The sequence below is a fragment of the Blastococcus sp. MG754426 genome, from assembly GCF_021699055.1.
GTDB lineage: Bacteria > Actinomycetota > Actinomycetes > Mycobacteriales > Geodermatophilaceae > Blastococcus.
The window spans coordinates 1-22032 of sequence record NZ_SSXC01000078.1 but is presented as its reverse complement, the minus strand read 5'-3'; the positions used below and the strand labels follow the sequence as shown (position 1 = coordinate 22032).

Here is a 22032-nt window from a genome sequence, read left to right as displayed (position 1 = left end):
GGGTGTGCGCGGTCGGGGCCGGTACCGGGCGGCGGGCGGCGCGCACCGCGGCGCGGGTGCCGGCGGCCATCGTGCCCGCGGTCGCCCACTTGCCCGGCGTGGTCGCCCGGGCCTGGCCGGTGCGCGGGCTGCCGACGGCGGCGAGCAGCCCACCGAGGACGTTGCCGGTCAGCGCCGCCCCGGCGGCCCGGCGGCTGACCGCCTTCGCGTCGGGGACGGCGGCGACGACGCGGCAGGCGTCGGCGAGCCCGGGGTCGGTGACCAGGTCGGCGCCCCAGACCGGCGCACGGCCCGGCCGGACCGGCGCCACGGCGACGTCGGCGGCCATCAGCGCGGGTCCGTCGCCGGCCGAGACGAGCAGGACGCCGTGCCCGTCGGCCTGCAGCCCCCGCACGGCCTCCGCGAGCGGACTCCCCGGGTCGGTCACGTCGTCGGCGAGGCCGGTGACGTCGCGGGCGCCGGCGTGCCGGGTGAGCACCAGCCGCAGACCCGCGTCGGCGACGGTGGTGAGCAGCGCCTCGGCGTGCGGGTCGAGCTCGGGGGCGACGGTGACGCTGCCGACCCGGCGGCGCCCCTCCAGCAGCGAGCGCACCTCGCCGCCCGGGGCGTCGTGGCTGCGGCGCACCGGCCCCAGCCGCAGCCGGTCCTCGCCGTCGCCGGTGAGCAGGCGGGTCGCGGCCGACCAGACGGCGGCGTCGTCCCACCCGTCGGCCTCCGCGACCGCCTCGACGACCACCGGCGGGCCGGTGCACAGCGCCGCGGCGTCGACGACGACCGCGCTCACCCGGTCCAGCCGCCGGTAGACCGAGCCGTCGAGGGGGAGCACGCCCTGCCGGCAGAGCAGCAGGTCCAGCGTCGCGGCGAACGACTCCCGCCCCTGCACCGCCGCCCTCGGGGTCAGCGCCCGGATCAGGTCGGCCGACCGGCCCGGGCTGCGGGTGAGCGCGAGCAGGCCGAGCGCCGCGCCGAGCTCGGTCGGGCCGAGCCGGTCGCGGTAGGTCTCGACCGGGCCCCGCGGCAGCGCGCCGGGGCGCGGGCCGGGCAGCGGGCCGGGCGCGGCGTCGTCGTCCGGCTCGGGGCCGCACAGCTCCCGCTCGCGGCGGCACCACACCTGGCGGCGGGCGCGCACCTCCAGGGCCCGCTGCACCGCGGCGGTGGCGTTGAGCGCCGGCACGACCGGGCTCTGGGTGAGCGAGTGCAGCAGCGCGCCGGTGCCCTCGAAGACCAGGTCGGTGCCGACCGGGCCGATCCGGTCCGACAGCGCGCGCTTGAGCCACTCCTGGGTGTCCAGCAGCGCCATGACGAGGGTGGCGTGCCGGTGGACGGCCGGGATCGGCAGGTACCTCGCGGCGGTGGCGAAGCCGAAGGCACCGACGTCGACGGCGGCGGCGAGGACGGCGGCCAGCAGCGGTTCGACGTCGGCCGGGTGGTCGGGGCGCTGGGGGAAGACGCCGGTGCCGCCGCGGGCCTGCTCGATCTCGGTGACCACGCCGACGACGTCCTCGATGCCGACCCGCCGGGCGTCGACGGCGACGAGCACCCGGCCGACGACGTCGTTGACCGTGGCCCACTCCACGCCCTCGAGCCGTTCGAGGTGGCGGCGCAGGGCCGCGCGGGCGGCGGGGGTGTCGCCGTCGGCGGGGTCCTCGACCTCGACCTGCAGCCGGTCCCGGTCGCGCCAGACCCGCCGGGTGTGCCGGGCCGGCGGGGGCTCCAGCAGGCCGCGGGCGGCGTCGACGAGGTCGTGCAGGTGTCCGCTGGGCAGCGGGTCGGCGCCGGTGACGAGGGTGCCGACCGCCCGGGTGCCCGAGACGGCGGCCGCGTGCGCCAGGTGCAGGGAGCCGGCGACCCCGGCGCGCGCGGCCCGCGTCGTCCCGCCCACGAGGCCGGCGCCCACGACCACCGGCAGGGCGGCGACCGCGGCCGCGCCGGTGGCCACCTGCGTGGCCTGGCGGGCGGCGGAGCCGAGCCGGCGGAGCAGAGCCATGGCGCCCCCCGTGACGACGGTCACGGGAAACGGTACGTGAACGGCCGGTGAACCGCAGGGTGCTCGCGCGAGGCCTACGAGCAGTGCCCGCCGTCCTCCGGTGCGCAGTGCGCCGACGCCGAACGCGGCACGCCCAGCGAGGGGTTGCGGTCGAAGAAGCCGACCGGCTTGAGGGTGAAGCCGGCGTAGTCGACCGGCATGACCGGCCAGTCCTCCGGGCGCGGGAAGTGGGTCAGGCCGAAGGTGTGCCACAGCACCACGTCGGTGTCGGTCAGCGGCGCGTCGTCGGCGACGAACGCCGGCAGCCCGGCCGACCCCGGGTGCTGGTTGACGAAGTCACCGGCCGCGTACCGCTCGGCGGGGTCGTACCGCGTCACCCACAGGTGCTTCGTGGCGAAGGTGGCGCGGGCGTGCACCGAGGAGCTCTCGTCGGCCAGCAGCACCGGCCCGCCCTCGGGGTGCAGGGCGTACGCCACCGGCTGACCGAGCCGGTTGCGCTTCGACTCGTTGACCACGTGCCACACCCGGCCGACGGTGCTGTCGGCCGGCCGCGCGGCTCCCGCCTCGGAGGTCAGCGGCGTCGAGCGCCGGGTGAAGGCGTTGCCGTACGGGTTGACGTCGCTCACCGGCTGCCGGACGGCGTCGACCTCGTAGACGGTGTTGTCGACGCCGTCCACGGCCATGTCCAAGCGGGCGGAGAACAGGTGCTGGTGGAACGGCGCGCCCAGGCCGGGTGCGATCTCGGTGGCGTACGGGTGCTCCTCGCCGCGGTAGGCCGAGGTGAAGACGACGCCGGTGGCCTTGCTCTCCAGCTGGATGGTGCCGTCGAGGTAGAGGTACCAGTAGAAGCCGTAGTCGTAGTTGCCGATGGTGGTGAAGAAGCTGACGACCAGCCGCCGCTGCCGCCGGGTCTCGGCCATCCCGTTGAAGAGGTCGGTGTGCTTGAAGAGGACGCCGTAGTCCTCCTCGTGCATGCAGATCGCGTTGCGGATGGTGCGCGGGGCGCCGTCCTCGTCGGAGATCGTGGCGTCGAGGTAGTGGATCTCGCCGAGGCAGTCGCAGCCCAGCTCCAGGGAGTTGGTGTACCGGGCGAAGAGGTATTCGCCGGTGTCGAAGTAGTTCTGCCAGAACCGCACCGGCGAGGGGTCGGCGTAGGGCACGACCATCTCCGCGATCGACGCGCGGTGGACCACCGACCGCCCGTCGATCGAGACCTGGTGGAGGACCAGGCCCTCGCGCATGTCGAAGCCGATGCGGAACCGCCAGCCGGCCCAGCTGACCTCGTCGTCGGTCACGGTGAAGCTCGGCCCCTCGGGCTGGGTGATCTCGATCGGCTTGAGGTCGCGCACCGGGGCGGGGTGGACCTCGGGGGTGAGGTCGGCGCGCTCGGCGGGCACCGCCAGGTCGTAGTGGTCCTGCACCGCCGTCGCCACGCCGGCGGTGATGTCGACGAACGCGACGACACCGTCCACGGGGTGCGCCCACGGCAGGTCCTCGGGGTCGGCCTGGTGGAAGCCGAGCACGCGGATCATCCGGTGCCCCTCCTCGTCGGCGAAGTACGAGCCGGCCGACAGGGGCACGCAGCGCACCTGGGCGACGTCGAGCCCGCGCTTCGCCATCGCCGCGACCCAGCGCTCGTCGGCGGCGAGGATCGGCTCGATCCTCTCGAACTCGGCGTCCAGGATCGGCACCTGGCCGTCGGCGACCGCGTCGAGCTCGACGTCCCGGACGACGGCGCCGGCGGTGAGCGAGACGGTGACGTCGCGCCCGGCGCCGGTGGCCCGGTCCAGCAGCAGTGCCCGGACCAGGCGCTCGACGGCGTCGCCCGGCTGCCAGCCCAGCACCTGGGCCTTGTGCGGCTCCTCGAGGCCGACGTAGACGAACTTCGCCGACTCGCCGCAGAGACCCGCGGCGCGGACGATCCCCGTCGCGGCGGTGATCTCCTCAGCGGTCAGGCGGGCGAGCGGGTGGGTGGTCGTGCCCGTGGTGACGGCGGTCATGGTGTTCTGCCTACCCCGCGGGCTGCGGGAGCGGAAGAGGCGTCCGTGACCGGGGACACGTCGCGGGTCCGGCCGCGCGGGTGCCGCGCGCCGGGTGCGTCGGCTAGACAGGTGCCATGACCGAGCTGACGACGGCGGCAGGCGGGGGCTGGCTGGCCCGCGAGGAGATGGACGCGGCGCGCGAGCGGCTGCCGATCCTGTACGTCGACGTGGTGCCGGTGCGGGTCGACGAGCAGGGCACGGTGACCTCGATCGGGCTGCTGCTGCGGGCCGGCGAGGACGGTCAGATCAAGCGGGCGCTGGTCTCGGGGCGGGTGCTGTACCACGAGCGCGTGCGCGCGGCGCTGCTGCGGCACCTGGAGAAGGACCTCGGCCCGCTGGCGCTGCCGCGCGTCCCGCCCGCGCCGCAGCCGTTCACCGTCGCCGAGTACTTCCCGACGCCGGGGGTGACCCCGTTCCACGACCCGCGGCAGCACGCCGTGTCGCTGGCCTACGTCGTGCCGGTGGAGGGCGACTGCTCGCCGCAGCAGGACGCGCTCGAGCTGACCTGGTTCACCCCCGACGAGGTGCGGGAGGCGACCGTGCTCGCGGAGCTGGCGAACGGGCAGAGCGCGCTGCTGCTGCAGGCGCTGGCGCACGTCGGCGTCTGACCGGAGGGCCGGCCCCGCGCGGTGGCGCCTCCGTGCGGCGTCAGGCCGGCTGCAGGCGCTCGTGCAGGAAGCGGGTGATCGCGGCGGCCATCTCCTTCCGGGCGGTCGCCTGGCGGAAGACGTGCCCCTCGCCGGGCAGCTCCAGGTAGGCCACGGGCCGGCCGAGCGCGCGCAGCGCCGCGACGATCTGGTGTGCCTCGCCGACGGGCACGTTGGTGTCGTGCTCGCCGTGCACCACCAGCAGGGGTGCGTCGATCGCGGCCGCCGAGGCCAGCGGGGAGATGGCCTCGAGCAGGGCCCGGTCGCGCTCGGGGTGCCCGTACTTGGTGATCGCGGCCGCGGCGATCCACGGCTCGGTGTCGCGGTAGAAGGTGACCAGGTCCGACATGCCGCAGACGTCCACCCCCGCCGCGAACACCCCGGGCGAGAAGGCCAGGGACGCGAGGGTCAGGTAGCCGCCGTAGGAGCGGCCGGTGACGGCGAGCAGACCGGGCTCGGCGATGCCGGCCTCGACGAGGTGGTCGGCGGCGGCCAGGACGTCGGCGAACGCGTCGTACCGGCCGTGCAGGTCGTCGGCGTGCACGAACTCCCGGCCGAACCCGGACGAGCCACGGATGTTGGGCGCGAAGACGCTCAGCCCCGCGGCGGCCAGCGCCTGGTGCTGCGGCGCGAAGGTGGGCCGCTCCTGGTCCTCGGGCCCGCCGTGCAGGTGGATGACGACGGGGCCGGGGCCGTTCAGCCGGCCGGGTGCGCGGTAGAGCCAGCCGCTCAGCGGCAGCCCGTCGCGCCCGGCGAAGGTCTCCAGGGTCGGGACGACGAGCCGGCGCCGGGGCAGCGGCGGGGCGGAGGTGACCCGGGTCCAGGCGTGGGTGGTGGTGTCCAGGTGCCACAGCTCGCGCGGGCGCGTCGGGCCCTGCACGCCCAGCACCACGCTGGAGCCGTCACGGGAGAGCACCGGGTCGGCGGCCACGAGCCCTGGCAGCCCCGAGATGGGGGTGCGCCCGCCGGTGGCGGTGTCCAGGAGCTCCAGCTCGCTGCGCCCCGCCACGTTCCACACCAGCAGCAGCAGCCGGCCGGCGTCGTCGGCGTCGATGAACTCCAGCTCGGCGTCCTCCCGGGCGGCGAGCGTCCGCGGCTCACCACGCCAGCCGTTGGGGCCGAAGGGGAGACCGATGAGCTGCCGGCGGGGGAGGCCCACGTCCGAGGCGAGGTAGACGTACACCGGCCCGGCGTGGTCGTCCGGGGCCGGTCGGATGAGCGTCACCTCGGTGGAGCCGGTGGCGCCCTGCGGCAGCGCGCTGAAGTCCTCGTCCATGAGGCGGTCGACGACGCTGACGTACTCCTGACCGCGTCCGCCGTCGCGGAGGACGATGAACCGCTCCTCCAGCGAGATGTCCAGGACGTGGATCAGGTCGCCTTCGGCGAGCGGGTCGAGCCGGCCGGTGGAGGGGTCGGCGAGGTAGGCGCGGGTGGGGCCGCCGGCCACCGTGGCGGGGAGGGTGACCACGAAGCGGTGCCCGCTGCGGGTCCACGGGCCCAGCTCGGCGTGCTCGTCGGGCCCGCCGGCGACCCGGCGCGCGTCGGAGCCGTCGGGGCGGACCACCCAGACCGCCGTCCGGACGCCGCCGTCGGTCGCGACCTCGCAGGCCAGCCAGCGGCTGTCGGCCGCCCACCGCACCGAGACCACCGGGTCGTCGGAGAGGGGCACGTGCCGGGCCGGTAGCTGCGCGCCGTCGAGGACGACGTCCTGGAGCCACAGCTGCGGCGTGCCCGAGCGGTCGCTGATGAAGGCGACCTGCCGGGCGTCCGGCGTCATGTTGGGGCCCCAGCTGCCCCAGGCGTCGACGAGGCCGTCGGCGAGCGCCACCGCCTCCTCGACCGAGCCCGGCGTCGCCCGTGCACCGGCTCCCGCGCGGCCGCCCGGTCCCGTGCCGGGCGTCACGCCCGTCTCGACGTCTGCAGCCACCGCGCCGGCTCCTTCCCTGCCCGTCGTCGTTCCCCGGGGAGCAAGCTGCCACAGGTCCCGCTCCCGGGCAGCGGCGGGGGCCGTCGTCCGCCCGCGGCCGCGGGCCCGGGTCCACCACCACCCGGAGGGGGAGACGCGCATCCAGTTCCGGTGGTGCACAACCGATATGGGGCTCATGCACATCAGCCGGATGGCCCCCGAGGTCGCCACCCCGCGGGTGGTGGCCCGCACCGCGGGGCTGCTTACCGCCATGGGCGGGGTCGCCGCCGTCGGCCTGGCCCTCGGGACCCCCGGCGGCCTGGACTCCGTGCACCCGGCGGTCACCGCCCTGGGCCCGTTCACCACGCTGCTCGGCCTGGCGGTCATCCGCTGGGGCCACCGGGTGCCGCGGGGCTTCTTCCAGGTGCTCCTGCTGCTCGGCGTCGTCGGCATCGGCGTCTACGCACACTCCGCGCCCACGGCCAACGGCGCGGTGGCGGTGCTGGCGCTGTCGACGTTCTCGGCGATGGTCGCCTTCCTCTTCTTCCCGCTGCTGTGGGCCCTGGGCTTCCTGGCCGAGATGCTCGTCATCGGCACGGTGGTCGTGGTGCTGCGCGGCGACGTCCCCGTCGGGACCGCCGTCGTCCTCGCGGTGCTCGTGCTCGGCTCGGCCGGCGCCGTCGGCGTGCTGGCCCGGCGGGCGGCGAGCGCCGGGCAGGACGCCCTCACCGGGCTGGTGAACCGGCGCGGCTTCGACGAGTCGCTCGACGGCGCCGTCCGGACGGCGCTGCGCACGGGCGAGCCGCTGTCGGCGGCGCTGTTCGACCTCGACCACTTCAAGGCGGTCAACGACTCGCAGGGGCACGCCGCGGGTGACGAGATGCTGCGCGCGGTCGCGGCCGCGTGGCAGCCGCTGCTGCCCCGCGGCGCCGTGCTGGCGCGGCACGGCGGTGACGAGTTCTCGTTGCTGCTCCCCGGCACCGACGGCGGACGGGCCCTGGCCGTCGCCGAGTCGCTGCGCGCGGCGCTGCCGTCCATCGGCACGTCGGTGGGCGTGGCCCAGCTGGCGCCCGGCGACGCGCCCTCGGACCTCATGCGCCGCGCCGACGCCGCGCTGTACCGGGTCAAGTCGCTCGGCCGCGGGCGCAGCGAGCTCGACACCGAGGGCCAGAGCCCGCTGGCCCGTGACCTGGCCGCGGCGCTGGCCGCCGGCCGCTCCGGCGGGCTGTCGGTGCACCTGCAGCCGGTGGTCACCCCGGCCGACGGCGGGGTCGTGGGCGTGGAGGCGCTGGTGCGCTGGGTGCACCCCGGGCGCGGGCCGGTGCCGCCGTCGGAGTTCGTGCCGGTGGCCGAGCGCGAGGGGCTGGTGGGCGCGCTGGGCGCGTTCGTCTGGACGGCGGCGTGCGAGGACGCGCGGACGCTGTCGGCGGCGACGGGCCGCCCGCTGATCCTGTCGGTCAACGTGTCGGGGCTGGAGCTGGACGACCCCGGGTTCCCCGACCGGGTGCTGGCGACGCTCGCGGCCACCGGCTGGCCGGCGGAGCGCACCGTCGTCGAGGTGACCGAGACCCTGGTCGAGGCGGAGACCGCGCGGTCGGTGCGGGCGCTGCGGGAGCTCCGCGCGCACGGGCTCCGGGTGGCGATCGACGACTTCGGCACCGGGTACTCGGCGCTCGCGCGCCTGGACACGCTGCCCACCGACTACCTGAAGCTGGACGGCTCGTTCGTCTCGGCGATCACGACCTCGACGCGGCGGGCGCGGCTGCTGCGCAGCGTCATGGCGCTGGCCGACTCGCTGGACCTGGTGGTCGTCGCCGAGGGCGTGGAGACCGAGGAGCAGGCGCGGGCGCTGGCCACGCTGGGCTGCCCGCTGGCACAGGGCCACCTGTTCGGCCGGCCCCGCCCGGTGGCGGAGCTGGCGGCCGAGCTGGCGCCGCTCGCCCAGCCCGCCTGACCCCCGACGTCGGGACGTACGCGGGCTCCCTGCGGGCCCGGGGCCCGGTCAGCGGCCCAGCATCCGGCGGCCGGCCGCGAGCAGCCCGGGCTCGGCCGCCCGGAGCACCTGGTGGGCAGCCAGCAGCCCGCTCGCCCCGCCCAGGCCCGGGCCCGGGTGGGTGGAGGCGCCGATGTGCCACAGCGCGTCGACGGCGGTGCGGTGCCCGCGGGTCTGCGGGGTGGGCCGCCACAGCAGGAACTGGTCGATGGTGCAGGCGCCGGCGTACGGGTCGCCGTCGACCAGGTTGCGGTTCCACGACTGCAGGTCGGCCGGGGAGAGCACCCGGCGGGCGATCAGCGCGGAGTCCAGGTTGGTCACGTGCCGGGAGAGCTCCTTGACGACCCGGTCGGCGTACCGCTCGCGCAGCCCCTCGGTCCAGGTGCCGTCGCCGACGTCGATGCTCCCGGCGGCGTCGCCCGTCGGCCGGCCGGGGGTCTCCTGCAGCTGCAGCCAGAGCACGCCGGCGCCGTCCGGCACGCGGGTCGGGTCCAGCGCGGCGGGCTGCCCGGCGACGATCGTCGGGTGCACCGGCAGCTGGTGGCGCTGCGCCTCGTTGACCGCGCGGCTGACGCTGTCCAGCCCGTCGCTGACGTGCACGATGGCCGCGCGGGACAGCCGGTCGTGGTCCTCCGCCCAGCGCGGCGGCTCCGACAGCGCCAGGTGGACCTGCATGTCGCCGCGGCCGTAGCGGAAGCCGCGGGCCGCCTCGCGCACCCGGTCGGGCACCGCCGGGACGCCGTCCAGCAGCTCCAGGTACAGCTGCTGCGGGGTGACGCCGGCCAGCACCGCCTCCCGCGCGGTCACGACCTCGCCGTCGGCCAGCCGGACACCGGTCGCCCGCCCCCCGGACGTCTGGATCGCGACGACGTCGGCGCCGGTGCGGGTGGTGCCGCCGGCGTCGGTGACGATGCCGGCCAGCGCCTCGACCAGCCGCACGCCGCCGCCCTCGGGCACCGGGCAGCCGCCCTGCGCCAGCGCCAGCGCGATCACCTTGTTGATGAAGCCGCTGAGCGCATCGTCGGGGCCCAGCCCCTCGTGGCCGACCCACGGGGAGAGCAGCCCGTGCACGGTCGGGGAGTCGAAGGTGCCCGAGAGCCAGGTGCGGGCGGACTCCAGCCCCTCGGCGCCGAACTGCTGCAACCCGCGGGGCCCGAGCCGGCGGACCGCCTGGCCCGCGAGCTTCAGCCCGTCCAGCGAGAGGAGCTCGGTGCCCAGCGCGCCGAAGGCGATCCCGGCCCGGCTGCCGAAGTCCTCGAGGAAGGTGCGCCAGGCGTCGCCGTCGCCGGGGGAGAGCCGGTCGAAGTCGGCGGCGGTGACGTCGGCGTCGGTGGAGAGCACCGCCGTCGACCCGTCGCGCAGCGCGGCCGCGGCCGGGAGGTCGGTGTTGCGGTAGACGACGCCGCGGGCGGCGAGGTCGTCGGCCAGCGTCGGGTAGGCGGGGCCGCCGACGAACAGCGGGTGCCAGCAGGAGAAGAGGTCGGTGGTGAAGCCCGGCGCCGGGGTGCCGGTCTCGGTGCGGATCGCCCCGCCGAGGCGAGGTGCTCTCTCGTAGATGCCGACGTCCCGCCCGGCCTTGGCGAGGGTGGCGCCGGCGACCAGGGAGTTGATCCCGCTGCCGATGAGGACGACGTCGTGAGCGGCCATGGGTGTGGCACTGCCCCGTTCCGAAGGGGAGCGAAACCGCCCGCGGACGACGGCCGGCCGCGGCACCCGCGTCGGTGGCCCTGATGGCCCCGTCCTCGGCTAGCGTTGCGTCATGCGCAACGGCGCCGACGGCGACGGCCAACCCCCGCTCGTCCAGTCCGTCGACCGGGCGCTGGCGATGCTCTCCCTCCTGGCCGACCGCGGCAGCGCGGGTGCCACCGACCTCGGCGCCGAGCTCGGCGTGCACAAGTCCACCGCCTCCCGGCTGCTGGCCACCCTGGAGGCGCACGGGCTGGTCGAGCAGCTGGGGGAGCGGGGCACCTACCGGCTCGGCTTCGGGCTGGTGCGCCTGGCCGGGGCGAGCGCGGCGCAGCTGGACCTCAGCCGGGTCGGGCGCGAGGTGTGCGAGCGGCTGGCGGCCGAGCTCGACGAGACGGTCAACCTCGCGGTGCTCGACGGCGACAGCGCGGTCAACATCAGCCAGGTGCAGGGCAGCGCGTCGGTCGGCGTGCTGAACTGGGTGGGCCGGCGCACGCCGCTGCACGCCACCTCCAGCGGCAAGGTGCTGCTCGCGTACGGGCCGGCGGCTGCGCGCGCGGCCCTGTCCGCCACTCCGCTGGAGCGGTACACCCCGTCGACGATCACCGACGCCGCGGTCCTCGACGAGGTGCTGGCCGGGGTCCGCGAGCAGGGCTGGGCGGCCACCGAGGGGGAGCTGGAGCTGGGCCTCAACGCGGTGGCCGCGCCGGTGTGCGCGCCGGACGGGCGGCTGGTCGCCGCGCTCAGCGTGTCTGCGCCGTCCTACCGGCTGCCCCGCGACCGGTTCGACGACGTCGCGGAGCGGCTGTGCGCCGTCGCCACGGAGACCGGCCGGCAGCTCGGCTGAGGCACCGGGGCGGCGCTCCGTGTCGCCGGTGTGAACACCGTGTCAGGACTCGCGCCGACACGCTGCCGCCTCTTGACGGGCTGCGGAACCGCTCCGGACCCTGTTGCGCATCCCGCCAGCAGTTGCGGACACCGCAACGGACGAAGGGCGTGGCCATGGACATGGCTCCCCGCAGCACGTCGCCCCGCGTCGTGGTCATCGGCGCCGGCATCGTCGGGTGCTCGCTGGCCGACGAGCTCACCGCGCGCGGCTGGACCGACGTCACCGTGCTCGACCGGGGCCCGCTGTTCGCGGCCGGCGGGTCGAGCTCACACGCCCCGGGCCTGGTCTTCCAGACCAACCCGTCGAAGACGCTCGCCGAGTTCGCCAGCTACACCGTCGGCAAGCTGAGCGGCCTCGCGCTCGACGGCGCACCGGTCTTCCGGCCGGTCGGCGGCCTGGAGGTGGCGACGACGCCGGAGCGCTGGGCCGACCTGGCCCGCCGGCACGGCCTGGCCACCTCCTGGGGCGTCGAGGCGCGGCTGGTCGACCCGGACGAGTGCGCCCGGCTGCACCCGCTGCTCGACCCGGGCGCCGTGCTGGGTGGGCTGCACGTGCCGAGCGACGGGCTGGCGCACGCGGTCCCGGCCGGGGAGGCGCAGGCGCGGCGGGCGATCGGGCGGGGCGCCCGCTTCCTGGCCCGGCACCGCGTCACCGGTGTCGCCTCGGCCGCCGGGCGGGTCTCGGGCGTGCACACCGACCAGGGGTTCGTGCCGGCCGACGTCGTCGTCTGCGCCGCCGGCTTCTGGGGCCCGGACGTCGGCGCGCTCGCCGGGCTGACCGTGCCGCTGCAGCCGCTGGCGCACCAGTACGCGACGACGGCGCCGGTGCCGGCCCTGGCCGGCGCCACCCGGGAGATCAGCGCGCCGATCCTGCGGCACCAGGACGCCGACCTGTACTACCGCGAGCACCGCGACCGGATCGGCATCGGCTCCTACGGCCACCGGCCGATGCCGGTGACCGCGGCCGAGACCGAGGCGCACGAGAACAGCTGCCTGCCCTTCACGCCCGACGACTTCGCGGACGCCTGGAAGCAGAGCCTCGCGCTCCTGCCCGGGCTCGCCGGCACGGAGGTCGAGACCGGCATCAACGGCGTCTTCTCCTTCACCCCCGACGGCATGCCGCTGCTCGGCGAGCACCGCGACCTGCCCGGCTTCTGGGTCGCCGAGGCGGTGTGGGTGACCCACTCGGCCGGGGTGGCGAAGGCGCTGGCCGAGTGGCTGGTCGAGGGGCAGCCGCGCACCGACGTGCACGAGTGCGACCTGCACCGGTTCACCGACGTCCAGCTCTCGCCGGAGTACGTCGCCGGGCGGGGGGCGCAGCAGTTCGTCGAGGTCTACGACGTCGTCCACCCGCTGGACCCGCCGTCGGTGCTGCGCCCGCTGCGGGTGAGCCCCTTCCACCCCCGGCAGCAGGAGCTCGGCGCCGTCCTCACCGAGGCGGGCGGCTGGGAGCGGCCGCTGTGGTTCGAGGCCAACGCGCCGCTGGCCGAGGGGCTGGACCTGCCGCCGCGCGACGCGTGGGCGGCGCGGTGGTGGTCGCCGACCGTGGCCGCCGAGGCGCTGGCCACCCGGGAGCGCGTGGCGATGTACGACATGACCCCGCTGACCCGGATCGAGGTGACCGGTCCGGGCGCGTGCGGCTTCCTGCAGCGGCTGACCACCAACGACGTCGCCAAGCCGGTCGGCCGGGTCGTCTACACGCTGCTGCTGGACGCCGCCGGCGGGATCCGCAGCGACCTGACCGTCGCCCGGCTGGGGGAGCAGCGGTTCCAGGTGGGCGCCAACGGCCCGCTCGACCTCGACTGGCTCCGGCAGCACGCGCCGGACGACGGCTCGGTCCAGCTGCGGGACGCCACCGCCGGCACCTGCGGCATCGGGCTGTGGGGCCCGCGGGCGCGCGACGTCCTGCAGCCGCTGACGGGCAGCGACGTCTCGCACGGGGCGTTCGGGTACTTCCGGGCGCGGGAGCTGTTCGTCGGCGGGGTGCCGGTGACCGCGCTGCGGGTGTCCTACGTCGGCGAGCTCGGCTGGGAGCTGTACACCGACGCGGCCACCGGGCTGCGGCTGTGGGACGTGCTGTGGGAGTCCGGGCAGCGGCACGGTGTGGTCGCCGCCGGCCGCCGCGCCTTCGACAGCCTGCGGCTGGAGAAGGGCTACCGCGCCTGGGGGGTCGACATGACGACCGAGCACGACCCGGTCGAGGCGGGGCTGGAGTTCGCCGTCCGGCAGGGCAAGGAGTTCGTCGGGCAGGGGGCGCTCGAGCGCCGTCCGCACGACCGGCGGCTGGCCTGCCTGGTCCTCGACGATCCGGCGACGACGGTGCTCGGTCGCGAGCCGGTGCGGGTCGGCGGGACGCCGGTCGGCCACGTCACCAGCGCGGGGTTCGGCGCCACGATCGGCCGGACGGTCGCCTACGCCTGGTTGCCCGCGTCGGTCGCCGGGCCCGGCACCGCCGTGACGATCGACTGGTTCGGGGAGCCGGTCGCGGCGACGGTGACCGCCGAGCCGCTGGTCGACCCCGCCGGCGCGCGGATGCGGTGCTGACCGTGGCCTACGACGTCATCGTCCTGGGGCTGGGCGGCATGGGCAGCGCGGCGGCCGCGCACCTGGCCGCCCGCGGGCAGCGGGTGCTCGGGCTGGAGCGGTTCGGCCCGGCGCACGACCAGGGGTCCAGCCACGGCGGCTCCCGGATCACCCGGCAGGCCTACTTCGAGGACCCCGCCTACGTGCCGCTGCTGCTGCGCGCCTACGAGCTGTGGGACCAGCTGTGCGCCGACTCCGGCACCGACGTGCTGGTGCGCACCGGCGGGGTGTTCCTCGGCCGACCCGGCAGCCGCACGGTCGCCGGCAGCCTGCGGGCGGCGCAGGAGTGGGGGCTGGCGCACGAGCTGCTCGACGCGGGAGAGGTCCGCCGCCGCTTCCCGACGCTGACCCCGGCCGACGACGAGGTGGGGCTCGTCGAGGCCGCCGCGGGCTTCGCCCGCCCGGAGGCCACCGTGTCCGCGCACCTGGACCTCGCCTTCTCGCGCCGCGCCGAGCTGCGCTTCTCCGAGCCGGCCCTGGGGTGGACGGCGACCCCGGGCGGCGGGGTGCGGGTGCGGACGGCGGCGGGCGAGTACGAGGCGGGAGCGCTGGTGGTCAGCCCCGGATCGTGGGCACCGGAGGTGCTGGCCGACCTCGGCGTCCCGCTGACCGTGGAGCGCCAGGTCATGTACTGGTTCCAGCCGGCCGGCGGCACCGGTGCCTGGACGCCGGACCGGCACCCGATCTACATCCACGAGGCGGCCGACGGCACCCAGGTCTACGGCTTCCCGGCGATCGACGGCCCGGACGGCGGGGCGAAGGTGGCCTTCTTCCGGCGGGGGGTCCCGTGCACGCCGGGGACGATCGACCGGGAGGTGCACCCCGAGGAGGTCGCGGCGATGGCCGGGCACCTGGCCGGGGTGCTGCCGACCCTGCCGGGGCGGTTCCTGAAGGCCGCCACCTGCATGTACACGACGACGCCCGACGAGCACTTCGTCATCGCGCCGCACCCCGAGCACCCGCAGGTGACCGTGGCCTGCGGCTTCTCCGGGCACGGCTTCAAGTTCGTGCCGGTGGTCGGCGAGATCCTCGCCGACCTCGCCACCACGGGGACGACGAGGCACCCGATCGGCCTGTTCGACCCCCGCCGGCCCGCACTGGAGGCATCCTCGTGACCGCGACCCTCCCCGCCGCCTCGAGCCTGATGCCGACCCTGGCCGGGCGGTACTACACCGACCCGGCGCTGTTCACCCGCGAGCAGGAGCGGGTGTTCGAGGTGATGTGGCAGTGCGTCGCCCGCACCGACGAGGTCGCCGATCCCGGCAGCTTCCGGCGGGTGCAGGTCGGACGGGAGAGCGTGCTGGTGGTGCGCGGCCGGGACGGTGCGCTGCGGGCGTTCCTCAACGTGTGCCGGCACCGCGGCGCGCAGCTGTGCAGCGAGGAGTCCGGGCAGGTGACCCGCACGCTGCGCTGCCCGTACCACGCCTGGTCGTTCGGGCTGGACGGATCCCTGGTGGCCGCACCGAACCTGGCGCGGATGCCCGACGTCGACCGGGTGGCCAACGGCCTGGTGCCGGTGGCCCTGCGCGAGTGGCTGGGCTACGCGTGGGTGTGCCTGGCCGACGACCCGCCGTCGTTCGAGGACGACGTGGTGGGTGCGGTGACCGAGCGGCTCGGCGACCCGGCGGCGATCGAGGGGTACGACGTGGGGCGGTTGGCCCTCGGCCGGCGGATCCGCTACGACGTCGCGACCAACTGGAAGCTTGTCGTCGAGAACTTCATGGAGTGCTACCACTGCGCGACCATCCACCCCGAGCTGACCGACGTCCTGCCGGAGTTCAGCCGCGGGTGGGCCGCCCAGTCCTTCGTCGGGCACGGGGCGGAGTTCGCGCCGTCCGCCGAGGGGTTCACCGTGGACGGCTCGGCTGGCTTCCCGGCGCTGCCGGGGATCGACCCGGACCGGGACCGGCGCTACTACGCGGCCACGATCAAGCCCGCCGTCTTCCTCAACCTGGTGCCCGACCACGTGATCCTGCTGCGGATGACGCCGCTGGCCGTGGACCGGACGGTGGTCGAGTGCGACTGGCTGTACGCGCCGGAGGTGGTCGAGGCGGGGCTGGACGTCTCCCGGTCGGTGGAGCTGTTCCACCGCGTCAACCAGCAGGACTTCGCCGCCTGCGAGCGCACCCAGCCGGGCATGAGCTCGCGGGCCTACGCGGCCGGCGGCGTGCTCGTGCCCGTCGAGCACCACCTGGCCCTGTTCCACGACTGGCTGCGCGGGCGGCTCGGGGAGTTGTGACCTCCGCCCTCAGGGGACGACGTCGGGCACGATGTTCTGGCTCTCGATCGGCGGGCGCACGTAGTCGCTCTCGATCGGCGGTCGCGGCGGCAGCTTCGGGGCCTCGGGGGTGAGGTCCTCGTAGGGGACCTGCGCCAGCAGGTGCGTGATGACGTTCAGCCGGGCCCGCTTCTTGACCTCGGCGTCGACCACCCACCACGGGGCCTCGGGGATGTCGGTGGCGGCGAACATCGCGTCCTTGGCGCGGGAGAAGTCCACCCAGCGGTTGCGGGCCTCGAGGTCCATCGGGCTGAGCTTCCAGCGCTTCGTCGGGTCCTTGACCCGGCCCTGGAAGCGCTTCTCCTGCTCGGTGTCGCTGACGGAGAACCAGTACTTGATCAGCGTGATGCCGCTGCGCACGAGCATCCGCTCGAACTCCGGGCAGGAGCGGAGGAACTCCTGCACCTCCTCCTCGGTCGCGAAGCCCATGACCCGCTCGACGCCGGCGCGGTTGTACCAGGAGCGGTCGAACAGGACCATCTCGCCGGCCGCGGGGAGGTGGGCGACGTAGCGCTGGAAGTACCACTGGGTCTTCTCGCGCTCGGTCGGCGCCGGCAGTGCGACGACGTGGGCGGCGCGGGGGTTGAGGGTCTCGGTGATCCGCTGGATCGCTCCGCCCTTCCCGGCGGCGTCGCGGCCCTCGAAGACCACCGCCACCTTGAGGCCGCGCGCGCGGATGAACTCCTGCTGCTTGACCAGCTCGATCTGCAGCCGGGCCAGTTCCTCCTCGTAGTACGCCGTGTCGACCTTGCGGGTCGAGGCCGGGGTGTCCTCGACGGAACGGGTGGTCCGCGCTGCTGGGGCCATGGGCCAGCATCGCGCCGTCCGCGCGGCGGTGGCAAGCCTCGGCTCAGGCGGGGACCGGCTCGGGCTGCGGGGTGACCCGCGGCTGCGTCGCGGCGTACGCCGCCGCGGCGGCGACCACGAGGGCGGCGGCCAGCGCCGGGGCGGCGAGCGCGGTGGCGGTGCCGAGCCGGTCGACGACGACGCCGGTGACCGCGGAGGCGAGCGCCTGGCCGACGACGACCGCGGAGCCGAGCATCGTCATGGTGGTCGCCGAGCGGCCGGCGGGGCTGAGCAGCGCGCCGACGCTGTAGAGGGTGACCAGCGTCGGCCCGACGCCGCAGCCGAGGACGGCGAGGGCGACGACGAGCGCCGGCACCGAGCGCGCCGTCGCGTAGAGCAGCGCGCCGGCGAGCAGCAGCGATCCGAACGCCGCCCACCGCGCCCGGAGGGTGAACCGCTGGGGGAGGGCCGCGGTGCCCAGCGCCAGCACCGCCGACCCGATGCCCATGACGCCGTAGAGGAGGCCGGCGCGGTCGCCGCTGCCGCCGTCCGCGGCGAGGAAACCGGTGAGCGAGGTGAGGGTCGCGCCGAAGAAGAGCCCGACGCCGAGGGTGCCGGCGACGACGGTGAGCAGCGGGAAGCGGGCCAGCTCGCGGGCGGGCGCCTGGGTCCCGCTGCTGTGCTGCGCGCCGGGCTGGAGCCGGCCGGTGGGGTGCAGCGCGAAGGCGGTGACGAAGACGAGGGTGAGCGCGGCGGCGCCGGCGATGGCGACCCACGGGGCGATCGCGGTGGCGAGCAGCCCGACGAGGAACGGGCCGACGATGAAGACCATCTCGTCGGCGGCGGACTCGTAGGCCATCGTCCCGTCGAGCGCCCGCCGGCGGCGGTCGCGCTGCACGGTGCGGCGGATGACGGCCATCAGCCGGGTGCGCGACATGGGGGCGACCTGCGGCGCGGACATGCCGATGAGCACCGAGAGCGCGAGGACGGCGGCGTCGGCGGCGGTGCTCGCGACGACGAGCGGGAAGGCGGCCAGCAGGGCGCCGTGGAGGAGCCCGACCGGGACGAGGACGCGGCGCTGGCCGAAGCGGTCGGCCGCGGCCCCGAGCAGCGGGCCGGCGAACGCGGTGCCGATGCCGGCGACGGCGGAGTTGAGCCCGCCGAGGGTGACCGAGCCGCGCTCGGCGACGACCAGGGTGAGCACCCCGACGGTCATCATCGCGAAGGGGAGCCGCGCGACGAAGGCGAGCGGGAAGTAGGAGAGCCCGGCGGAGCGGACGACCGCCGAGGTGGTGGGGCGCGTGCGGAACATGACCTCTGCTGCTGCGGATCGGGCGTGCCGCCTTGATCCGCCGGTCGGGCCGGCAGCAGGTAGTTACACACGGACGTTCGGGACGCCCGCGAGCCTAGCGCGACGCCCCCTCGGCGGCGCTACTTCCAGCGGTCGATGAACTCCACCGTGGCGGCGTTCACGACGTCGGGGTGGGTGGCGCTGAGGAAGTGCTGGCCGCCCTCGACGACGCGCAGCTCGGCCTTGGGGCTGCCGGTGAAGAGCCCGATCTCGGCCTCGGCGTTGGGCACCGAGTAGACGCGGTCGGCGGTGCCGTGCAGCCACAGGACGGGGCACCGCACGCTGTCCAGCCGGCCGTGCAGGCCGTCCCGGTCACGCAGGTTGATGCTGCTGATCCGCAGCCGCTCGCGGCCGTCGTCACCGGTGTAGTTCTGCTGGTGCGTCCGGTGCCAGAAGGCGCGCTCGTCGTCGGGGACGTCGTCGCCCATGCCCTCGGCGAGGGTCGCGTCGACCAGCTCGGTCGGGATGACCCAGTCGTCGCCGACGGGCTGGGCGAGGGCGTCGATGGCGGGGGTGCAGAACTCGACGCCGTTCCAGCAGCCCAGCTCGCGGCTGCGCGGGCTCTCGAAGTCCATCGAGGTGCCGAGCGGGATGATGCCCTTGATCCGGTCGGGGGCGAGCATGGCCATGCGGGCGGCGATCCACCCGCCCTGCGAGGTGCCCAGGACGAACGCGTCGGGGATGCCGAGGGCGTCGAGCACCTGGAGCCCGGCGATCGCGGTGTCCCAGTAGGTGTACTGCCGGTAGGTGGCGCGGGTACGCCCGTGCCCGTACGGCTCGATGGCGAGCAGGTTGGCGGTGGCGGCGAGCTGCTCGTCGGCGAACTGCGGCCGGTACAGCTCGACCGACGTGGTGAAGGAGTTGACCATCACCAGGGTCGGGAGCGACGGGTCGTAGGGCCGGCCGAACCGGTGGCCGATGGTGGAGCCACCGAGGTGCGGGATCTGGATCGTCTCCGTGCTGCTCATGGCGCCCTCCCGGTCGTCGGTGGGGTCATCGTGGCGGTGGACGTGCTGGGGGTCAATCGGCGGCGCGCGGTGGTTCGTGGGCGAGCTCGGCGATCGGGGCGGACCAGGCGGCGGGCGCCGTCCAGACGAAGCTGTGCGCACCGGGGAGGCTGCGGAACCGGCCGTCCCGCGCGCATCCGGCGAGCTCGCGGGCCCAGGCCTCGGTGCAGAGGCGGTCGCGGTCGCCGTGGAGGACGAGCACCGGCTGGGGGACGCGCTCGACGGTGTCCTCGAGGCGGTCCTTCAGGTGGACGGCCAGGGCGTGCCGGACCCGGCGCAGCCCGGCGCGCTGCCGGTCCGGGGTGTGCTGGACGTCGAGCTCCGGCGGCTCGAGCTCGTGGTTGCGGCGCCAGGCGAGCAGGACGCGGCGCATGCTGCGGTAGGCAGGGTCCATGGTGGGGCTGGCGAGCACCAGCGCGCGCACGAGGTCGGGTTCGCGGACGGCGACGTGCGCGGCGACCTGGGTGCCGCTGGAGTGCCCGACGAGGACGACGTCGTCCAGTTCCGCGGCGGCCAGCCACTCGGCGACGGCGTCGGCGTGGTCGCCGACGTCCATCGGATGCGGCGGGTCGGCGCTGCCGGAGAAGCCGGGCAGCTCGACGAGGTGCGCGCGGGTCCAGGCGCCGAGCTCGCCGACGGCGGGCTCCAGGTAGTTGGCGACGGCCAGCCCGTGGACGACGACGACCTCGGGGACGCCCGGGCGTGCAGTGCCGACGACCCGGCTGCGCATGGTGCCCCAGGAGGTGGGCCGGTGCTGCAGCTCGACCTCGGGCGGCACGGTCTACCGGTCGCGCGTCGGGAGGGGGTGCGACCCGGGGTTGCGGGGGCCGGCGGTCATGGTCGGGGACGCTAGCGGCCGGTGCCGATGCTCGCGCTGCGGACCGGCGTCGGCGCTGGTTGAGTGGCCGGTGCGGTGGAGCCCACGCCGTCCACAGTCCGTTTTCGGGAGTTGACGATGGCCAAGAAGAAGACCGCTGCGGAGACGTCGAAGAAGTCGATGGCGCAGGCGCTGGGTGCCGTCGGGGCGGCGTTCGGCGCGATCAGCGTGCTGTCGCCGCGGACGGTGGCGAAGAGCTACGGCGTCCCGGTGTCGCCGTCGGGGCTGCAGCTGCAGCGGCTGTTCGGCAGCCGGGCCCTGGTGGTGTCCGCGCTGGCGCTGACCGCGAAGACCGACGAGGAGGTCGACCGGGGGCTCGCCGCGGTGGCGGCGATGAACCTGCTCGACACCCTCACCGCGCTGGCGACGGCGGGCACGGCCTCAGCCTGAATCCACCGATTCGGAGTCGGTAGTGCAGGGGACGGTTTCTTGATCTTGGTTTCGGTGGGTGGGCGTGCGTGGGCCGGGACCTGGGTTTCCGAGTCTCCGATCGTGGGTGGCCGGGGAGATTGCGCGGGTCAGCCGGCGGGTCCGGGTAGGGCGCGTAGCCGGGTGAGGGCCGCGGTCAGCTGATCGGCCCAGGGCCACAGCTGCGGCAGGCGCAGGACGAGGCGTCGGGCGTGCCGGGCCAGCCGAGCGGGAACGGCGAGGACTCGACGGCGCAAAGTCTTGATCGTTTGCCGTGGGGTGGCCGCGAGCTCGCCGAGGCGGGCGGTCCAGCGGCCGAGGTTGTGCGCGATGGTCTGCAGCACCAGCCAGGCGTGGTTACCGGCGAAGCTCTTGGTCGGCAGGTGGTTCAGCGCCAGCCCGTACTTCAGGTCTCGGATGGCGAGTTCGACCTCGGCGTGAGCGCGGTGGAACCGGTCCAGTGCGACGGGATCGCCGGGCTGGTCGGTGATGAACGGGTGGTACTCGAACGTCGGGAACAGCGCCTGCTGGTCGGGGTTGCGGAGGCCGGGTGGGGTGGGTGTGCGGCGCACGATGAGCCGTACCCAGGTGCCGTTGCCCCGCCAGCCCTTGCCCTTGCGCTGCTGGGCGTCGAAGGCCAGCCAGCCGATCTCGGCGACCGCGGCGCCGGGCTCGAAGTAGGGCACCGGTGTCCACGCCGACTCGTCCAGATCGGCGATCAGCGCACGCATCCGACCGATCATCCGGGCGCCGATCGAGAACCCGACCTTCGCCCGGGTGCAGGCGCCGAGCACGTCGGCGAGGTAGAAGCCGGTGTCGGCGCGCAGCACCATCGATCCGGCCACCCCCGCCGCGCGCACCCGGGAGATGGTCTCGGTGACGAACGCCGGCGCGCCGGAGGCGTCGTTGCTGCGACCCCGGCGCAACCTGGCGTGCAACACGTCCCCGGTGCCGGCGGCGACGGCCAGGATCGGGTGGTAGCCGCGCCGGCCGGTGCGCATCACCTGCGCGCCACCGCGCTTGGCCAGCCCGTAGGTCTCCACCAGGGTCGCGTCGATATCGAGCACGAACGGGTCGGTCGAGCTGGCCTCGATCGCCCCGATATCGGCGGCGCGGGCGAGTAGCTCGCGGCTGACCGCGTCGAGTTGGCGGGCGTGCCCCCAGCCCAGCGAGCGCAGAAACGTGCCCACCGTCGAGGGCGCGGCCACCCGGTGCCCGAGCACGGCCTGCGTGGCGCCGGCCCGTAGCGCGTCGACGTCGTCAATGCAGTCGCCACCGGCCATCGCCGAATGGAGCACCGTCAGACACTTCTCCGCCGGATGCGGACCGCCGGTCACCCGCTGATCAAGCAGGTCCGGCAGGCCCAGCCGCTGCCCGAGCAGCGCCGGCAGCAACAGTCCGGCGTCGGCCACCAACGACGCGTCGTCCGCGCTGACCACAACACGGCTGAGGTCATGCGATGCTCGCACCAAGAGGGTGCTCCTGATTCCTGTGACGATCTTGGCCTGGTAACCGTGATCGTCCAGCTCAGAAGCACCCTCTTCTCGTTGCCACACCGATCACCCGCTCAGGACCGGTGGATTCAGGCTCAGC

Annotated in this window: 15 protein-coding genes and 1 pseudogene; 7 read left to right on the top strand and 9 right to left on the bottom strand. The window is 75.3% G+C overall.

The window, feature by feature from the left end; genetic code table 11:
- Together E9549_RS19120 and E9549_RS19115 are read right to left on the bottom strand one after the other, a co-directional pair.
- Positions 1–2011 (bottom strand): annotated as a pseudogene (locus E9549_RS19120) (cation-translocating P-type ATPase); the annotation flags it as partial.
- A gap of 50 nt (positions 2012–2061) precedes the next feature.
- Positions 2062–3987, bottom strand: coding sequence for a primary-amine oxidase (locus tag E9549_RS19115; RefSeq protein ID WP_236828184.1), 1926 nt, complete (start codon positions 3985–3987; stop codon positions 2062–2064).
- A 116-nt stretch (positions 3988–4103) separates the two neighbouring features.
- Here E9549_RS19115 and E9549_RS19110 point away from each other — a divergent pair, with 116 nt between their 5' ends.
- Positions 4104–4637 carry an NUDIX hydrolase family protein gene (locus E9549_RS19110; RefSeq protein ID WP_236828183.1) on the top strand — a complete coding sequence of 178 codons (534 nt, stop codon included), beginning with the start codon at positions 4104–4106 and terminating at the stop codon, positions 4635–4637.
- A 40-nt stretch (positions 4638–4677) separates the two neighbouring features.
- On the opposite strand, the gene E9549_RS19105 is transcribed toward E9549_RS19110, so the two are convergent.
- Entirely contained in the window at positions 4678–6603 is a 1926-nt protein-coding gene (locus tag E9549_RS19105) for a S9 family peptidase (protein ID WP_236828182.1), read from the bottom strand.
- Positions 6604–6769: 166 nt separating this feature from the next.
- Here E9549_RS19105 and E9549_RS19100 point away from each other — a divergent pair, with 166 nt between their 5' ends.
- Positions 6770–8536 carry a bifunctional diguanylate cyclase/phosphodiesterase gene (locus tag E9549_RS19100; protein ID WP_236828181.1) on the top strand — a complete coding sequence of 589 codons (1767 nt, stop codon included), beginning with the start codon at positions 6770–6772 and terminating at the stop codon, positions 8534–8536.
- A gap of 48 nt (positions 8537–8584) precedes the next feature.
- Here the strand turns inward: E9549_RS19100 and E9549_RS19095 are convergent, their stop codons facing one another.
- Positions 8585–10222: an NAD(P)/FAD-dependent oxidoreductase gene (locus tag E9549_RS19095; RefSeq protein WP_236828180.1), complete on the bottom strand. Its 1638-nt coding sequence runs from the start codon at positions 10220–10222 to the stop codon at positions 8585–8587.
- Positions 10223–10334: 112 nt separating this feature from the next.
- Between E9549_RS19095 and E9549_RS19090 the strand changes: the two genes are divergently transcribed.
- The 4 genes from E9549_RS19090 (at position 10335) to E9549_RS19075 (ending at position 15971) form a co-directional block, all read left to right on the top strand.
- Positions 10335–11108: an IclR family transcriptional regulator gene (locus E9549_RS19090; RefSeq protein ID WP_236828179.1), complete on the top strand. Its 774-nt coding sequence runs from the start codon at positions 10335–10337 to the stop codon at positions 11106–11108.
- A 155-nt stretch (positions 11109–11263) separates the two neighbouring features.
- Positions 11264–13693 carry an FAD-dependent oxidoreductase gene (locus E9549_RS19085; protein WP_236828178.1) on the top strand — a complete coding sequence of 810 codons (2430 nt, stop codon included), beginning with the start codon at positions 11264–11266 and terminating at the stop codon, positions 13691–13693.
- A 2-nt stretch (positions 13694–13695) separates the two neighbouring features.
- A complete protein-coding gene (solA, locus tag E9549_RS19080) occupies positions 13696–14847 on the top strand; it encodes an N-methyl-L-tryptophan oxidase (protein WP_236828177.1) in 1152 nt (383 codons plus the stop codon).
- Complete coding sequence (locus E9549_RS19075) at positions 14844–15971, top strand: aromatic ring-hydroxylating dioxygenase subunit alpha (protein WP_236828176.1); 1128 nt, start codon at positions 14844–14846, stop codon at positions 15969–15971. Before solA ends, E9549_RS19075 begins: the two co-directional genes overlap by 4 nt.
- Positions 15972–15980: 9 nt before the next feature.
- Here the strand turns inward: E9549_RS19075 and ppk2 are convergent, their stop codons facing one another.
- The 4 genes from ppk2 to E9549_RS19055 all read right to left on the bottom strand — a co-directional run bounded on the left by ppk2 (position 15981) and on the right by E9549_RS19055 (position 19932).
- Positions 15981–16817 carry a polyphosphate kinase 2 gene (gene ppk2, locus E9549_RS19070; protein WP_236828175.1) on the bottom strand — a complete coding sequence of 279 codons (837 nt, stop codon included), beginning with the start codon at positions 16815–16817 and terminating at the stop codon, positions 15981–15983.
- Between the two features lie 43 nt (positions 16818–16860).
- Complete coding sequence (locus E9549_RS19065) at positions 16861–18108, bottom strand: MFS transporter (RefSeq protein ID WP_236828174.1); 1248 nt, start codon at positions 18106–18108, stop codon at positions 16861–16863.
- A gap of 119 nt (positions 18109–18227) precedes the next feature.
- Positions 18228–19115 (bottom strand): alpha/beta fold hydrolase, encoded by an 888-nt coding sequence (locus E9549_RS19060; protein ID WP_236828173.1) that lies wholly within the window; start codon positions 19113–19115, stop codon positions 18228–18230.
- 52 nt (positions 19116–19167) lie between these two features.
- Complete coding sequence (locus E9549_RS19055; RefSeq protein ID WP_236828172.1) at positions 19168–19932, bottom strand: alpha/beta fold hydrolase; 765 nt, start codon at positions 19930–19932, stop codon at positions 19168–19170.
- Positions 19933–20109: 177 nt separating this feature from the next.
- Between E9549_RS19055 and E9549_RS19050 the strand changes: the two genes are divergently transcribed.
- The gene (locus tag E9549_RS19050) at positions 20110–20421 is read left to right on the top strand and encodes a hypothetical protein (RefSeq protein ID WP_236828171.1); all 312 of its coding nucleotides are present in this window, start codon (positions 20110–20112) and stop codon (positions 20419–20421) included.
- A 128-nt stretch (positions 20422–20549) separates the two neighbouring features.
- Here E9549_RS19050 and E9549_RS19045 read toward each other — a convergent pair whose 3' ends face one another.
- Positions 20550–21908 (bottom strand): IS1380 family transposase, encoded by a 1359-nt coding sequence (locus E9549_RS19045; protein ID WP_236828170.1) that lies wholly within the window; start codon positions 21906–21908, stop codon positions 20550–20552.
- Positions 21909–22032: the final 124 nt, after the last annotated feature.

Coding starts and splice junctions, on each gene's coding strand:
- E9549_RS19115 (WP_236828184.1), bottom strand. CDS start 3,987: ATGACCGCCGTCACCACGGGCACGACCACCCACCCGCTCGCCCGCCTG.
- E9549_RS19110 (WP_236828183.1), top strand. CDS start 4,104: ATGACCGAGCTGACGACGGCGGCAGGCGGGGGCTGGCTGGCCCGCGAG.
- E9549_RS19100 (WP_236828181.1), top strand. CDS start 6,770: ATGGGGCTCATGCACATCAGCCGGATGGCCCCCGAGGTCGCCACCCCG.
- E9549_RS19095 (WP_236828180.1), bottom strand. CDS start 10,222: ATGGCCGCTCACGACGTCGTCCTCATCGGCAGCGGGATCAACTCCCTG.
- E9549_RS19090 (WP_236828179.1), top strand. CDS start 10,335: ATGCGCAACGGCGCCGACGGCGACGGCCAACCCCCGCTCGTCCAGTCC.
- E9549_RS19085 (WP_236828178.1), top strand. CDS start 11,264: ATGGACATGGCTCCCCGCAGCACGTCGCCCCGCGTCGTGGTCATCGGC.
- ppk2 (WP_236828175.1), bottom strand. CDS start 16,817: ATGGCCCCAGCAGCGCGGACCACCCGTTCCGTCGAGGACACCCCGGCC.
- E9549_RS19065 (WP_236828174.1), bottom strand. CDS start 18,108: ATGTTCCGCACGCGCCCCACCACCTCGGCGGTCGTCCGCTCCGCCGGG.
- E9549_RS19060 (WP_236828173.1), bottom strand. CDS start 19,115: ATGAGCAGCACGGAGACGATCCAGATCCCGCACCTCGGTGGCTCCACC.
- E9549_RS19050 (WP_236828171.1), top strand. CDS start 20,110: ATGGCCAAGAAGAAGACCGCTGCGGAGACGTCGAAGAAGTCGATGGCG.